The organism is Bradyrhizobium sp. MI1.10 (assembly GCF_055811035.1).
Genome location: NZ_JBVVPN010000041.1, coordinates 36,028 through 51,407, shown reverse-complemented (window position 1 = coordinate 51,407; position 15,380 = coordinate 36,028). Strand labels below are relative to the sequence as shown.

Here is a 15,380-nt window from a genome sequence, read left to right as displayed (position 1 = left end):
GTCTATAAGGGGACATGCAGGACGCGCCCGCACTCGATGACGGCGAATCTCCGCTGTTCTCAATCATTATCCCGCTCGAATCTCACCGAGGGCAGTGGGAGATGTCCTGGCTCGGCTGGACGTCGCAGACTGCCGACAAATCGCTCTACGAGATCATTTTGGTCGTGCCACCGGATTTCACGGCACGCGAGCAGTTGAAGACGCTGGCCGGCAACAGGGCTCGACTCGAATTCACCGATTCCGAACACGACATCGGGCTCTGCGCATTTGGCGCGACGAAGGCGCGCGGCAGCTATCTGTTCTTCACGGAATCGCACTGCCGGCCCGAACCCGACGTGATCGAACTCTGCATTCGCGCGATCGATGCTCATCCCGACTGGGCCGGCTTTTCCTGCCGTTCGATCCCGATCTGCCATAACCGGTTATCCGTGGCAGAGGCCGCCATGTACAAGGCCGACATCGAGTTCGGTATGAAGCAGCATCCCTGGCGCAAGGTGCTGGATCAGTGTTTCGTGACGCGGCGAGACGTCTACTGGGAATGCGGCGGCCTGCGCGAAGAGCTCGGTCATTTCGCCGAATGGGTGCTTGCCGCCGCCTATCACGCGAGAGGCCATTCCATAGGCTATCTCGAGGAGGCGCGCTTCCATCACTACTATGTCGGCGAGATCGACGAGCTGAAGCAATTCACGCTCGACTTCGTGCAAGGCGAGATTCGCTATCTGAGCGAGGCCCGCAACGATCCCGGCAGCGAGCTGCTCGACGTTCCGATCGAGTGGAGCTCGCGGAGTGAGGCCGGCACGTCGCTCGCCCGCAATGCACTGAACGCGCTCCTGCGCTACAGCCTCGCTGGCGGCGGCCGAGGACGGTCTGGCGAGAAATTGCTGGCGTTATGGCGTTGGGCCGTGCCGGCGCTGCTCGGCGATCTCGGCGCGCGCGCTTTCACGCGGCTGGGGGCATGGCACGCGCGGGCCGTGCTGGTCGTTCTGACGGCCGCCGGATCGAGCGAGGCGATCGCGCGATGGATGCGGCGATACATCGCTGCGCTGATCCGGCATCAGAGACTCGATTGCATTCATCGTCTCGGGCGAGATGCGCGGTCTGTCGACGGCTTTCTTGGTGGCCACGTTATCGCGCAGATCGGATTCCATGCCGAGGAGTTCTCCGCCGGTTACACTTTCCGCTGGAGCGAACCGGAGGCTGCCGTGCGCATCAAGGGGATGCCTGGCCGCACCATCCTTCGCGTTCGAAGCCCCGCGCTTCGCGCGCCGCTGGATACGATCGACACGCGATTCTATGTCGACGGCACGCCCGTCGCTCCCGAGGCGGTCGCGACCGGTTATGACGGCTACACGCTGAGACTCGATCTGCCGCCGTCAGGTATCGCCACCCTCGCCTGGGCATGCCCTGTGTTCAGGGGCGTCGGCGATTCTCGTCGTCTCGGTCTGGCCGTCGCGGGCATCGACGTCGGCCACGACATAATCGAGGTCGAAAGCGCGGGACCCCCCCGCGCTCGCCGAAGAGAATAGCGGCCCTTCATGAAAATTCGTTAAAATTCCCTGGGGTTTCTTCTGGGGTGGAGCAGGCATGTCACAAAAGAAAAGCGCCCGCGAGAGGAGCGCTTTCATCAGGCGTTGGCGGCTTTCTTGTCGACTTCGGAAGTGACCGAGAATTCCTTGCGCAAGGTCGGCTTGTGGATCTTGCCGGTGGCGTTGCGAGGTAACGCGTCGACGAAGCGGACCTGGCGTGGACATTTGAACCGCGCGAGATTCGCCGCGCAGTGTGCGAAGACATCGGCCTCGGTCAACCGCTGGCCGGGCTTGGCCGCGACGATGGCGAGGCCGACCTCGCCCCATTGCACATCGGGAATGCCGATCACGGCGGCTTCCGCGATGGCGTTGAGTTGGTGCAGGACGTTCTCCACTTCGGCCGGATAGACGTTCTCGCCCCCGGAGATGTACATGTCCTTCCAGCGGTCGACGATGTAGTAAAAGCCTTCCTCGTCGACGCGTGTCGCGTCTCCCGTGTGCAGCCAACCGTCGGTGAACGACGTTTTGTTCGCCTCCGGCCTGTTCCAGTAGCCGGGCGTGATGTTCGGTCCCTTGACCCAGAGTTCGCCGAGCTCGCCGACATCGGCGTCGCTGCCATCAGGACGTACGATGCGCACTTCCGTGTGCAGCACCGGCTTGCCGGCGGAGCCGGCTTTCCGTGCCGCATCCTCGCGGTCGAGCACCAGCACGGCCGGCGAGGTCTCGGTCATGCCGTAGCCCTGCTGGAGCGCGACGCCGCGCGCCTCCCACACCTTGAGCAGCGGCACCGGCATTGGTGCACCGCCGACACCGCCGACGATGAGCCTGCCGAGGTCGGTGGTCGCGAAGGCCGGATGCTGGGCCATAAACTGGTAGATCGCGGGCACGCCGAAGAACACGTTGATGCCCTGCGCGGGATCGTTGATCAGACCGAGCGCCGCGCCGGGATCGAAGGCGCGCATGATCATCACGGTGCCACCGGCATGCAGCACCGGGTTGGTGTAGCAGTTCAGTCCGCCGGTGTGGAACAGCGGCAGCACGGTGAGCAGCACCGAGGACGGCCCGATGCAGGCGGGGCCGCCGAGATTGACGCAATTCCAGAAGGTCATGCCATGGGTGATGGTGGCGCCCTTGGGATGACCCGTCGTGCCGGAGGTGTACATGATGGTCGAGACGTCATCGAGGGTCACCTCCTCGATTTTCTCGAGTGGCTTTGCGGCGGCGATGCCGGCCTCGTAAGTCCCGCCGGGGCCAAGCAGCAGGCTCGTCTCAATGCCGCAGAGCCTTGCCACGGCAAGCGCCGTTTCGGCGAGATCGGTGTCGTGGATCATCACCTTCGGGGCGCAATCTGCGGTGATGAACTGGAGTTCGGGAACGGTGAGCCGGGTGTTCAGCGGCACGAAGATCGCGCCCAGCCGGCCGCAGGCGAATTGCACCTCCAGCGTATCGGTCGCGTTCAGCGCCAGCACGGCGACCCGCTCGCCGCGCGAGACATTCAGCGTATGGCGCAGAAATGAAGCGAGACGAGAGATACGCGCATCGAGCTGCGCATAGCTGAAGCGGCGCCCGCTCGCGAGGTCGATCACCGCGATCTTGTTCGGCGTGCGGCGGCCATAATGGGCGATCCAGTCATAGTAACGAACGGCCAAGAATTCCTCCCTCGGCGGTTTGGTGCCGCCCGCGTCCCTATTGCCATGCACCATGCCCGGCATGGCCCTGGGGCCAGCCGGAGTTTGTGCACCACGCCTTTTTTTGATCCGGAGTTGGCGCGCGAGCGGTGAAAATCGTCTTGCGTTGAGTTGCTAGAGCGGGCGCTGCTCGGAAGCGGCCGCCGGCCAGCCACTCCGCGCAAGTGAGCCGCCAAGGTTCCGGCCATGGTGGACGAGACGAATCCGCCAGCGAGGCGAGAGTGCGATGATGAGCCCGTTCTATACCGTCGAGCATGACGCCTTTCGCGAGGTGATGCGTCGCTTTGTCGACAAGGAGATTGCGCCCTTCGCCCACGAGTGGGACGAGGCCGGCGAATTCCCGCGCGCGCTCTATCGCAAGGCGGCCGAGATCGGGCTCTTGGGACTCGGTTTCCCCGAGGAATATGGTGGGATCGCCGCCGACCAGTTCATGAAGATCCTCGCCAGCCAGGAGCTGGCGCGGGCTGGCGCCGGCGGCATCAGCGCCAGCTTGATGAGCCATACCATCGGTTCGCCGCCGGTCGCGCGGGCCGCGCGCCCCGAGGTCAAGGCGCGCGTGCTGCCTCAGGTGCTCGCGGGTGAGAAAATCTCAGCGCTCGCGATCACCGAGCCGGGCGGCGGCTCCGACGTCGCCGGGCTTCGGACTAAGGCGCGGCGCGACGGCGATCACTACGTCGTGAGCGGCGAGAAGACCTTCATCACCTCGGGTATGCGTGCCGACTATCTGACCGTTGCGGTGCGCACCGGCGGCGAGGGCGCCGGCGGCGTCAGCCTGCTCCTGATCGAGGGGGATACGCCCGGCCTGTCGCGGACAAAGCTGAAGAAGATGGGTTGGTGGGCCTCTGACACCGCGACGCTGCATTTCGACGAGTGCCGCGTACCGGCGGAAAACCTGATCGGCGAGGAAGGCCATGGCTTCAAGATCATCATGCGGAATTTCAACAGCGAGCGCATGGGCATGGCGGCGGGCTGCACCGCGTTCGCGCGCGTCTGCCTCGACGAGGCGATCGCCTACGCCAAGGAGCGCAAGACCTTTGGCAAGCCGCTCGCGCAGCACCAGGTGATCCGCCACAAGATCGTCGACATGGCGCAGAAGGTCGCCGCTTCGCAAGCGATGCTTGAGATGCTGGCCTGGCGGCTGGAGCAGGGCGACAGCCCGGTCGCCGAAATCTGCATGATGAAAAACCAGGCGACCCAGACCATGGCATTCTGCGCCTCGGAGGCCGTGCAGATTTTTGGCGGCGCAGGCTTCATGCGCGGCATCAAGGCGGAGCGCATCTATCGTGAGGTCAAGGTCAACGCGATCGGCGGCGGCACCGAAGAGATCATGAAGGATCTGGCGTCGCGGCAGATGGGGTTGTGAAGGACGCCGTCTTTCCGGGGCGGCGCGTAGCGTCGAACCCGGAATCCATCGAGCCGCAGATGTCGCAGAAGAATGGATTCCGGGTTCGCGCTTCGCGCGCCCCGGAATGACAAAGGGAAAGCAATGCTGTTCACCGCCGACCACGACGAGATCCGCCGTTCCTTGCAAAAATTCATCGCCAACGAGATCAATCCGCATGTCGATGAATGGGAAAAAGCCGACATCTTCCCGGCGCACGAGCTGTTCAGGAAGATGGGCAGCCTCGGCTTTCTCGGGCTGAACAAGCCGGTCGAATTCGGCGGCTCCGGCCTCGATTACTCCTACGCGCTGATGATGGCGGAGGAACTCGGCGCCATCAATTGCGGCGGTGTGCCGATGGCGATCGGGGTGCAGACCGACATGGCGACGCCGGCGCTGGCGCGGTTCGGCTCGGACGAGGTGCGGCGGGAGTTTCTGGCGCCCTCGATCTCGGGCGATTACGTTGCCTGTATCGGCGTCTCCGAGCCCGGCGCAGGCTCCGATGTCGCATCGATCAAGACCAATGCGCGCGGGGACGGCGACGATTATGTCATCGATGGCGGCAAGATGTGGATTACCAACGGCACCCAGGCCGACTGGATCTGCCTGCTCGCCAATACCGGCGACGGACCCGTTCACCGCAACAAGTCGCTGATCTGCGTGCCCATGAAGACCAAGGGCGTCACCGTCGCGCGCAAGCTCGACAAGTTGGGCATGCGCTCCTCCGACACTGCGCAGATCTTCTTCGACAACGTCCGCGTGCCCAAGCGCAACCGGATCGGCGAGGAGGGCAAGGGCTTTACCTACCAGATGATCCAATTCCAGGAGGAGCGGCTCTGGGGTGCGGCGGCCTGCCTGAAGGCGCACGAATACATCATCAACGAGACCATCGAATACACCCGCAATCGCAAGGCCTTCGGGAAGTCGATCCTCGACAACCAGGTGGTCCACTTCAAGCTCGCGGAGATGCAGACCGAGGTCGAGCTGCTGCGCGCGCTGATCTATCGCGCCGCCGAGCAGCTGGTCGCCGGCGAGGATGTCACGAAACTGGCGACCATGGCCAAGCTGAAGGCCGGCCGGCTCGGGCGCGAGCTCACCGACGCCTGCTTGCAATATTGGGGCGGAATGGGCTTTACCAACGAGACGCCGGTCAGTCGCGCCTATCGCGATAGTCGCCTGACATCGATTGGCGGTGGCGCCGACGAGGTCATGCTGATGGTCCTGTGCAAGATGATGGGCACGCTGCCCGGCAGCAAAGGAAGTTCCTGATGATCACGCTCTATCATTGCGACGCCGCGCGCTCGTTCCGTCCGCTCTGGATGCTGGAGGAGATGGGGCTGCCCTATGAATTGAAGATGCTGCCATTCCCGCCGCGGGTCTTCGCCAAGGAATACCTCGCGCTCAATCCGCTGGGCACGATTCCCTTCATGGTCGATGGCGAGACGAAAATGACCGAGTCCTCCGGCATCTGCCACTATCTCGGCACCAGGCATGGACCGACGCCACTGATGGTCGGACCCGAAGATCCCGCCTATGGCGCGTTCCTGAACTGGATGTATTTCAGCGACGCCACGTTAACCTTCCCGCAGACGCTGGTGCTCCGATACACCCAGCTCGAGCCGGAAGAGCGCCGCAATCCGCAGGTCGCCGGCGACTATGCCAAGTGGTTCTTGGGCCGCCTGCGCGCGGTCGAGGCAGCCACCGCAAATACCGAGGCCTTGTGCGCGGGCCGCTTCACTGCCGCCGACATCGTGATCGGCTACGCGCTCCGCCTCGCGGACAATATCGGGCTCGCCAAGGATTTTGGGCCAAATGTCGCAGCCTATTGGGCGCGCTTGCAGCAACGCGATGGCTTCAAGCGCGCGGTTGCTGCGGAGCAACAAGCCGGCGTCGAGCAGAACGTGGCAGCAAGAGTGAGGGCGTAATTATCGTCCTGGCGAAAGCCAGGACCCATTACCCCAAGGATTTGTTTGGCGACGAGTCGCGGTTGTCGCCCTGGCGCTGCAACTTCCCACTGGAGTAATGGGTCCTGGATCGGCGCTCCGGTCCGCTGCGCTTGTCCAGGACGACGATGTTGGCACGAGTTCCGGGTCGTCCACCACGCTCCCGGACTGCCGCTGTTTTGCGCTTCATGATAGCGCTATCCCGCCGTGACAGCGCCCAGATTTCCGCTAAGGTGACCTCCGTCCGCAGCGGCCAAAGAGCCGCGCGAGGAGGATCCCAATGGAAGATACCGGTCGCGAATCCGACCATTTGATGCTGATCACGCCGGAGCGGGTGTTCTATGCCGGCCTGCTCGGCCGCCCCCGCAAGCGAACGCCCGGCTGCTGTCATGTCTATGTCGCGGTCAAGGGCAGCCTGCATCTGACGATCGACGATGCCCTCGCCACCGGCGAGCTGTTCGTTACCTTGCCGAACCAGCGGCATTCCATTGCCAGCGACTACCGCACCGCGATCAGCGTGACGCTGGAGCCGGAGAGCATGCCCGATGGCGTGATCGAGATCCTGGCCGAGCGGCTCACCGGACCCGACAGGGCCGTCTATGCCCGCAAGATCCTCGCCGCCTACGCGCTGCTGCGCCAGCGTCGCTACGGCGACATCACCACCGCCGAATTCGACGAGATGTGTTTTGGCGAAGCGCTGCCGCGCCGCGTGCTCGATCCCCGTGTGACGCGCGCGGTCGCCCGGATCGGCCGCTTCACGGGTGAACCTGTGACGGCGGACACTTGTGCGGCGGACGCCGGACTCTCCGCTTCGCGTTTCCTGCATCTGTTCAAGGAAGAGACGGGTATCTCGTTCCGCTCCTTCCGCGCCTGGAAGCGTGCGCGTCACCTGCTGCACTTCGCCAACCAGGACCTCAACCTCGCCCATCTCGCGCAGGACATCGGCTATCCCGATTCCACCCATTTCAGCCACTCGATCCGCCGCTTCTACGGCCTGAAGCCGCGCGCGATCTTCGTCGGCTCGCGGGATCTTGCGATTTATCGCAGCACCGAGACGGTGAGGCTGGCGGAGGCGAGTTGATCGCTTCGTATGGTGGATTAGCCGAAGGCGTAATCCACCAATTCTGCCTCCGAGGAAGCTTAAGAGGTGGGTTACGCCTTCGGCTAACCACCCTACGGCATCTCGTTTTCCAGCTTCTCCGCGCAAGAAGCCGCATGCCGCCCATCACATGATCGCAAACGTTGAATTATCAACGTGCGAGACATTCAAGGCATGAGCGACAAGGCTGTCATCACCTGCGCGCTGAACGGCGTGCTCACCGACCCGAAGCAGCACAACGTGCCTGTGACGCCCGAGCAGATGGCGCGCGAGGCCAAGGCTGCGTTCGATGCCGGCGCGTCCATCATGCACATCCATCTGCGCCAGCAGGCACCGGACAAGGGGCATCTGCCGTCCTGGGAGGTCAGCGTCAGCAAGGAGATCCAGCAGGCGATCCGCGAAGCCTGCCCCGGCGTGATCATCAACCACACCTCGGGCGTCTCCGGGCCGAACTACAGCGGTGCCCTGGATTGCATCCGCGAGACCAGGCCGGAGATCGCCGCCTGCAATGCCGGGTCGCTGAACTATCTGAAGGTGAAGGCCGACAACAGCTGGGCCTGGCCGCCGATGATGTTCGACAATGCGGTCGAGAAGGTGAAGGATTACCTCGACGTCATGAACGCGATCGGCACCATCCCCGAATTCGAATGTTTTGACGTCGGTATCGTCCGCTGCGTCGGCATGTACCGCCAGGTCGGCATGTACAAGGGCCCGCTCGAATATAATTTCGTGATGGGCGTCGCCTCCGGCATGCCGTCGGATCCCGATCTGTTGCCGATCCTGATCAAGCTGAAGCGTCCCGAAGGGCATTTTCAGGTCACCGCGATCGGCCGCGAAGAGATCTGGCCGCTGCACCAGCGCTGCGCCGAACTCGGCGGTCATCTGCGTACCGGTCTCGAAGATGCCTTCTATCTCGCCGACGGCAAGAAGGTGACGTCGAACGGCCAGCTGATCGAGGCCATCGCCGCCTGCGCCCGCCGTGCCGGCCGCGAGATCGCGAGCCCGGCGGAAGCGCGGAAGATTTTTGGGACGAATCGCTGAATGTAGCCCCAGCCGTCATTGCGAGCAAAGCGAAGCAATCCAGAATCTTTCTGTTGAGGCAGTCTGGATTGCTTCGTCGCTTCGCTCCTCGCAATGACGGGTAGGAAATAATCATGTCCATTCTCGAAAACACCATTTCCCCCGGCAGTGCCGCCTATCGCGCCAACCGCGACGGCATGCTCGGCCTGATCGACCGCATGCGCGCGCTGGAAGAGCGCACGCGTGCGGCGTCGGCGGCGGCGAAGGATCGCTTCCACAAGCGCGGCCAGCTGTTGCCGCGCGAGCGCGTCGCGCTGGTGCTCGATCCCGGCGCGCCCTTCATCGAGCTGTCCACGCTCGCCGGCTACATGTTCGACGTCTCAGATCCGGACAAAAGCGTGCCCGGCGGCGGCGTCATCGCCGGCATCGGCTTCGTCTCGGGCATCCGCTGCATGGTCAGCGCCAACGATTCCGGCATCGATGCCGGCGCGCTTCAACCTTACGGCCTGGACAAGACGCTGCGGGTGCAGGAGCTCGCGCTGGAGAACAAGCTGCCCTACGTCCAGCTGGTTGAGAGCGCAGGCGCCAATCTCCTGCGCTACCGCGTCGAAGACTTTGTCCGTGGCGGCAACATCTTTCGCAACCTCGCGCGGCTTTCGGCGGCCGGGCTGCCCGTCGTCACCGTGACGCATGGCTCTTCGACCGCCGGCGGCGCCTATCAGACCGGCCTGTCGGATTACATCGTCATGGTCCGTGGCCGCACCCGCGCCTTCCTCGCCGGGCCGCCGCTGCTAAAGGCCGCCACCGGCGAGATTGCAACCGAGGAGGAGCTTGGCGGCGCCGAGATGCACACGCAGGTTTCCGGTCTCGGCGATTATCTTGCCGAGGACGACCGCGACGCCCTGCGCATCGCGCGCGAGATCATGGCGGCGCTGGAATGGGAGCGGCCGGACAAGGGAGCCGCGCAATACAAGCCGCCGCGCTACGACCCGGACGAGCTGCTCGGCATCATGCCGATGGACCACAAGCGCTCCGTGGACATGAAGCAGGTCATCGCGCGCATCGTGGATGATTCCGACTTTACCGAGATGGCGCCGAACTACGGCCCGGCCACCGTCTGCGGCCATGCCCGCATCGAGGGCCAGGCGATCGGCATCGTCACCAACAACGGCCCGCTCGATCCGGCGGGTGCCAACAAGGCGACGCATTTCATCCAGGCCTGCTGCCAGACCCGCACGCCACTCCTCTATCTGAACAACACCACCGGCTACATGGTCGGCAAATCCTACGAAGAAGCCGGCATGATCAAGCACGGCTCCAAGATGATCCAGGCGGTGACGTCGGCGACGGTGCCGCAGATCACCATCTATTGCGGGGCTTCGTTCGGCGCCGGCAATTACGGCATGTGCGGGCGCGGCTTCCATCCGCGCTTCTGCTTCTCCTGGCCCAACGCCAAGACCGCCGTGATGGGCGGTGAGCAGGCCGCCGAGACCATGGCGATCGTCACCGAAGCCGCCGCAGCCCGCCGCGGCAAGCCGGTCGAAAAAGAAAAGCTCGATGCGATGAAGGCGCAGATCATCGGCGTGTTCGACGGCCAGATGGACGTGTTCTCGACCAGCGCGCGCGTGCTCGACGACGGCGTGATCGATCCGCGCGACACCCGCGCGGTGCTGTCGGAAGTGCTCGCCATCTGCCGCGAGGGCGACGCGCGCACACCCCAACGCATGCAGTTTTCGGTGGCTCGCCCATGAGGAACGGTTCAACGCAGCACCGGCCGTTCTTCAAGGTCCTGATCGCCAATCGCGGCGAGATCGCGCTGCGGGTGATGCGCAGCGCGCGGCGGCTCGGCCTCGGCGTCGTCGCGGCCTATTCGGATGCGGATAGCAATGCGCTTCATGTGCAACAGGCCGATCAGGCCGTACGCATTGGCGAGCCGCTGCCGGCGCAGTCCTATCTCAACATTCCCGCGATCGTTGCGGCCGCAAAGGCCAGCGGCGCGGATGCCGTTCATCCCGGCTATGGCTTCCTCGCCGAGAACGAGGAGTTTGCGCAGGCCTGCAAGGATGCCGGGCTCGTCTTCATCGGCCCCTCGCCGCAGGCGATCGAGGCGATGGGTAACAAGGCCGGTGCCAAGGAGATCATGAAAAAGGCCGGCGTCCCCGTCGTGCCCGGCTATCAGGGCGCAGACCAGGGCGACGAGGTGATGCTCGTGGAGGCCAAGAAGATCGGCTTCCCCGTGATGATCAAGGCGGTCGCCGGCGGCGGCGGGCGCGGGATGCGGCTCGTGGCGGATGCCAATTCGTTCCCCGACGCACTGCGGAGCGCGCGGTCCGAGGCGAAGGCGGCGTTTGGCGATCCGACGGTGATCCTCGAACGCGCCATCCAGAATCCCCGTCACATCGAAATTCAGGTGTTCGGCGACAGCCATGGCAATGCCATCCATCTTGGCGAGCGCGACTGCTCAGTGCAGCGGCGGCACCAGAAGCTGATCGAGGAGGCACCGTCGCCCGCAGTGACGCCGGAACTGCGCGGAAAGATGGGCGAGGTCGCGGTCGCCGCGGTGAAGGCGCTGCGCTACGAGGGCGCCGGCACGCTGGAGTTTCTGCTCGACGCGAGCGGCGAATTCTATTTCATGGAAATGAATACGCGCCTCCAGGTCGAGCATCCCGTGACCGAGGCGATCACCGGGCTCGATCTCGTCGAATTGCAGCTGCGCGTCGCGCGCGGCGAGCCGTTGTCGGTCAAGCAGCAAGACATTCACTTCACAGGCCACGCCATCGAGGTGCGGCTGTGCTCCGAGGATGCCGCGCATGATTTCATGCCGCAGTCCGGGCGCATGGCGCGCTGGCAGGTGCCTGACGGCATTCGCGTCGAGCACGCGCTGCAATCAGGCTCCGAGATTCCGCCGTTCTACGATTCCATGATCGCCAAGGTCATCGGCCATGGCGCGACACGCGAGGAGGCGAGGGCGCGCCTGATCGTCGGCCTGGAGCAGCTCACCGCTTTCGGCGTCACCACCAATCAGGTCTTCCTGATGGCATGCCTGCGTCATTCCGGCTTCGCCAAAGGCGAGGCGACCACGGCGTTCATTGGCGCGCACCGCGACGAGTTGCTGGCGCCGCGCGCGGACGCCGCATTCGATATCGCTTTGGCCGGCCTGCTGCTCTACGTCACGAACCCGCAGGCACCGGCGTGGCGCCGCGGACGGAGCCTCGCGGCAACGTTCCCGCTACCGGCGAAGATCGAGATCGCAGGCCATGGGTATGAGCTCGAACTCTGGCGCGAACGCGATGGCAGCTACATTGTTGGCAGCGACGGCCGGCAGGACAAGTTCGAGATCGACCAGCTCGATTTCGACGTGATCCGCTTCCGCCATGACGGCGTGACGGACAGCGCGAAATTCCTGCGCGACGGCGACCGGCTGTACGTCCAGCGCCGCGGGATCCCGGTCGCTGCCGCCGATTTCACGCTCGCCGCGCCAAAGGCGGCCGCAAGCAACGGCGGCGACGGCAAGGTCCGTGCCGCCATGAACGGCCGCGTCGTTGCCGTCCTGGTCAAGCCGGGCGACCGCGTCACCGCCGGTCAGCCGGTGCTGACGTTGGAAGCGATGAAGATGGAGCACGTCCACAAGGCCGGCATCGATGGCGTCGTCGCCGCGATCGACGTCGCCGAGGGCGAGCAGGTGACGACGGGGAAGATTGTCGCCGAGATCGGGGCTGGATAGAGCGGCAAGTGTAGCTATCGTAGGGTGGGCAAAGGCGCGCAGCGCCGTGCCCACCATCGTGCGGCGATTGCGATTGAATGGTGGGCACGCTTCGCTTTGCCCACCCTACGGCATCGCATTTGGTCGCCCCGTCCCTTCGTTGAGCAAGCACGCCACCCGGTGCCCGTCACCGGCATCCACCAACACCGGCCGCTCCATCCTGCATCGCTCCATCGCAAACCGGCAGCGGGTGTGAAACGCGCATCCCGGCGGCGGATTGACCGGGCTTGGCACGTCGCCGTCGACCAGCGGCACGAGCTTTTTGGCGAGGGGGTTGGCGACCGGCACCGAGGCGAGCAGGGCCTGTGTGTAGGGATGCCGCGGATTGCGGAACAGCTCGTCTTTGTCTGCAATCTCGACGATGCGACCGAGATACATCACGGCGACGCGGTGGCTGATATGGGCGACCACGGCGAGGTCGTGCGCGATGAAAAGATAGGAGAAACCGTGCTGCCGTTGCAGATCGATCAGGAGGTTGATCACCTGCGCCTGGATCGAGACGTCGAGCGCGGAGACCGGCTCGTCGCAGACGATCAGGCGAGGCCCGAGCGCCAGCGCGCGGGCGATGCAGATGCGCTGGCGCTGGCCGCCGGAGAATTGGTGCGGAAAATTGCGCATCTGGTCGGGCCGCAAGCCGACCTGCTCGAACAGCTTTGCGGTACGCGCCTCCAGTGCCTTGCCGGTCGCAAGGCCATGCACAGCCAATGGCTCGCCGACGATGTCGCCTGCGGTCATGCGCGGGTTGAGCGAGGCGAACGGATCCTGGAATACGATCTGCATCGAACGGCGGTGCGGCCGCAGCGCGGACTTGGAGAGATGGGTGATGTCTTCGCCCTCGAGCCGGATCTGGCCTGAGGTCGGCTCCACTAGCCGCAGCACGCTGCGAGCCACCGTCGATTTGCCGCAGCCGGATTCGCCGACGAGGCCCAGCGTCTCGCCGACCCCAACCGAGAACGAGACGCCGTCGACCGCATGCACCGTGCCGATTTGCCGACGCAACACGCCGGCGCGCACCGGATAGTGCTTCTTGAGATCGGTGACTTCGAGCAGTGCCTCGGTCATGCCACCTCCGCAATCTCGGCCGCGCGCCAGCAGGCGGCGAGATGGCCGCCGCCCCAATCGATGAGCGGCGGATATTCGGCCTCGCAGCGCTTGATCGCGAGCTTGCAGCGCGGCGCGAAGGCGCAACCCTTTGGCAGCCGCACCAGCGACGGGACCGTGCCGGGAATTTCGTTCAGCCGCGCCGGCGCGACGACGCCCGGCGCCGGCACCGTCGGGATCGACGCCATCAATCCGCGCGTGTAGGGATGTTTCGGCGCGGCGAACAGTGCCTCGACGCTCGCTTCCTCGACCTTCCGTCCCGCATACATCACGATGACGCGCTGCGCGGTCTGCGCGACGACACCGAGATCATGGGTGATCAGCACGAGGCCGGTGCCGAGTTCTTTCTGAAGGTCCAGGATCAGCGCCAGGATCTGCGCCTGGATGGTGACGTCGAGTGCGGTCGTCGGCTCGTCCGCGATCAGCAGTGCCGGCCGGCAGGCCAGCGCCATCGCGATCATCGCGCGCTGGCGCATGCCGCCGGAGAGCTGGTGCGGATATTCGCGCGCGCGCCGCGCCGGCTCGGGGATGCGCACCAGGCGCAGCATCTCGACTGCGACATCCTGAGCCTCTCGCTTCGACATCTTCCGGTGCAGCCGCACGGCCTCGACGATCTGGTCGCCGATTCGCATCACCGGATTGAGCGAGGTCATCGGCTCCTGGAAGATCATCGAGATGCGGTTGCCTCTGACGGCGCGCATCTCCGTTTCGTCCAGCGCCAGAAGATCAGTGCCTTCAAGCATGACGGAGCCGCCGACAATGCGGCCGGGCGGATCCGGCACCAGCCGCATCAGCGATAGTGCAGTGACGCTCTTGCCACAGCCGGATTCCCCGACGATCGCCAGGGTTTCGCCGCGCATCACCGTGAAGGAGACATCGTCAACGGCCTGGAAGAGACCGGAGTTGGTGAAGAACACCGTCTTCAGGTTCTTCACCTCGAGCACGAGATCGGATTTATCAGCCATCAGCCGCGCTGCCGGGGATCGAGGATGTCGCGCAAGGCGTCGCCGAACAGATTGGCGCCGAACACCGCGAGACTGATGGCGATGCCCGGGAAGATCACCAGCCAGGGCGCCGTGCGGACATATTCGGCGGCCGATTCAGAGAGCATGCGGCCCCAGGACGGGTACGGCTCGGGAATGCCGAGGCCGAGGAAGGAGAGGGAGGCTTCGGTGAGGATGGTCGAGCCGAGCTGGGCGGTCGCAAGCACGATCAGCGGCGCCAGCGTGTTCGGCAGCACGTGGCGGAGCGCAATGCGTACCTCGCTCATGCCGATCGACTTGGCGGCCTCGATGAATGGCAGCTCGCGCAGCGCCAGCGTGTTGGCGCGGATGACGCGCGAGACGGTCGGGATCAGCGGAATGGCGATCGCAATGATGACGTTCGGCAAGGATGGCCCAAGCGCTGCGGTCATGATCAGGGCGAGCACCAGAAGCGGCAGCGCCTGGAGAACGTCGGACACACGCTGGAATACGAGATCGACCCAGCCGGAGAGATAGCCGGAGGTCAATCCGACGATCACTCCGATGCTGCCGCCGAGCGCCGTCGAGCCGATGCCGACGGCGAGCGAGATCCGCGCGCCATGAATGATGCGGCTGAAGACATCGCGGCCGAATGCGTCCGTGCCCATCCAGTGGGCCGGGCTTGGACGCGCCAATGCCCTGGCGGCGTCGATCGTCAGCGGATCGTAACGCGCGATGAAGTCGGCGAATATCGCGGTGAACACGAACAGGGTCATGATGACGAGCCCGGCTGCACCCAGCACATGCCGCTGCGCCAAAAACAGCACGCGGCGCCAGCCGACGGTCGCGTGCGCCCCGGCGCGCCTCAGTTCAACGTCATAGTCGATCGCAGCCAAC

The 15,380-nt window shown here is 64.8% G+C and carries 12 protein-coding genes; 8 read left to right on the top strand and 4 right to left on the bottom strand.

The genetic code is table 11. The features are described from left to right. The first annotated feature begins 101 nt into the window (after window positions 1-101). Window positions 102-1,526 carry a glycosyltransferase family 2 protein gene (locus tag AC0L3K_RS31960; RefSeq protein ID WP_473367536.1) on the top strand — a complete coding sequence of 475 codons (1,425 nt, stop codon included), beginning with the start codon at window positions 102-104 and terminating at the stop codon, window positions 1,524-1,526. Between the two features lie 98 nt (window positions 1,527-1,624). Here AC0L3K_RS31960 and AC0L3K_RS31955 read toward each other — a convergent pair whose 3' ends face one another. After that, window positions 1,625-3,175 (bottom strand): acyl-CoA synthetase, encoded by a 1,551-nt coding sequence (locus tag AC0L3K_RS31955; protein WP_473367535.1) that lies wholly within the window; start codon window positions 3,173-3,175, stop codon window positions 1,625-1,627. Window positions 3,176-3,440: 265 nt separating this feature from the next. On the opposite strand from AC0L3K_RS31955, the gene AC0L3K_RS31950 reads away from it, so the two are divergent. The 7 genes from AC0L3K_RS31950 (at window position 3,441) to AC0L3K_RS31920 (ending at window position 12,381) form a co-directional block, all read left to right on the top strand. Continuing rightward, window positions 3,441-4,577, top strand: coding sequence for an acyl-CoA dehydrogenase family protein (locus AC0L3K_RS31950; protein WP_354200189.1), 1,137 nt, complete (start codon window positions 3,441-3,443; stop codon window positions 4,575-4,577). A gap of 123 nt (window positions 4,578-4,700) precedes the next feature. Then, window positions 4,701-5,864 carry an acyl-CoA dehydrogenase family protein gene (locus AC0L3K_RS31945; RefSeq protein ID WP_354200188.1) on the top strand — a complete coding sequence of 388 codons (1,164 nt, stop codon included), beginning with the start codon at window positions 4,701-4,703 and terminating at the stop codon, window positions 5,862-5,864. Then, window positions 5,864-6,520 carry a glutathione S-transferase family protein gene (locus tag AC0L3K_RS31940; RefSeq protein WP_007598049.1) on the top strand — a complete coding sequence of 219 codons (657 nt, stop codon included), beginning with the start codon at window positions 5,864-5,866 and terminating at the stop codon, window positions 6,518-6,520. The genes AC0L3K_RS31945 and AC0L3K_RS31940 overlap by 1 nt, the downstream gene beginning before the upstream one ends. Before the next feature lie 298 nt (window positions 6,521-6,818). Continuing rightward, window positions 6,819-7,619, top strand: coding sequence for a helix-turn-helix domain-containing protein (locus tag AC0L3K_RS31935; protein WP_219679664.1), 801 nt, complete (start codon window positions 6,819-6,821; stop codon window positions 7,617-7,619). A 192-nt stretch (window positions 7,620-7,811) separates the two neighbouring features. Continuing rightward, window positions 7,812-8,678 (top strand): beta-keto acid cleavage family enzyme, encoded by an 867-nt coding sequence (locus AC0L3K_RS31930; RefSeq protein ID WP_354200187.1) that lies wholly within the window; start codon window positions 7,812-7,814, stop codon window positions 8,676-8,678. A 113-nt stretch (window positions 8,679-8,791) separates the two neighbouring features. Continuing rightward, window positions 8,792-10,408 (top strand): acyl-CoA carboxylase subunit beta, encoded by a 1,617-nt coding sequence (locus AC0L3K_RS31925; RefSeq protein ID WP_219679651.1) that lies wholly within the window; start codon window positions 8,792-8,794, stop codon window positions 10,406-10,408. After that, on the top strand, window positions 10,405-12,381 hold the full coding sequence (locus tag AC0L3K_RS31920) for an acetyl/propionyl/methylcrotonyl-CoA carboxylase subunit alpha (protein ID WP_473367534.1): 1,977 nt from the start codon (window positions 10,405-10,407) through the stop codon (window positions 12,379-12,381). The genes AC0L3K_RS31925 and AC0L3K_RS31920 overlap by 4 nt, the downstream gene beginning before the upstream one ends. Window positions 12,382-12,486: 105 nt before the next feature. Here the strand turns inward: AC0L3K_RS31920 and AC0L3K_RS31915 are convergent, their stop codons facing one another. Genes AC0L3K_RS31915 through AC0L3K_RS31905 form a run of 3 tightly spaced genes read right to left on the bottom strand, consistent with a single transcriptional unit; the run spans window position 12,487 to window position 15,379 of the window. Continuing rightward, window positions 12,487-13,482 (bottom strand): ABC transporter ATP-binding protein, encoded by a 996-nt coding sequence (locus AC0L3K_RS31915; RefSeq protein ID WP_473367533.1) that lies wholly within the window; start codon window positions 13,480-13,482, stop codon window positions 12,487-12,489. After that, a complete protein-coding gene (locus AC0L3K_RS31910; RefSeq protein ID WP_473367532.1) occupies window positions 13,479-14,486 on the bottom strand; it encodes an ABC transporter ATP-binding protein in 1,008 nt (335 codons plus the stop codon). The genes AC0L3K_RS31915 and AC0L3K_RS31910 overlap by 4 nt, the downstream gene beginning before the upstream one ends. Further along, window positions 14,486-15,379, bottom strand: a complete 894-nt coding sequence (locus tag AC0L3K_RS31905) for an ABC transporter permease (protein ID WP_007598041.1) — start codon at window positions 15,377-15,379, stop codon at window positions 14,486-14,488. The genes AC0L3K_RS31910 and AC0L3K_RS31905 overlap by 1 nt, the downstream gene beginning before the upstream one ends. Window position 15,380: the final 1 nt, after the last annotated feature.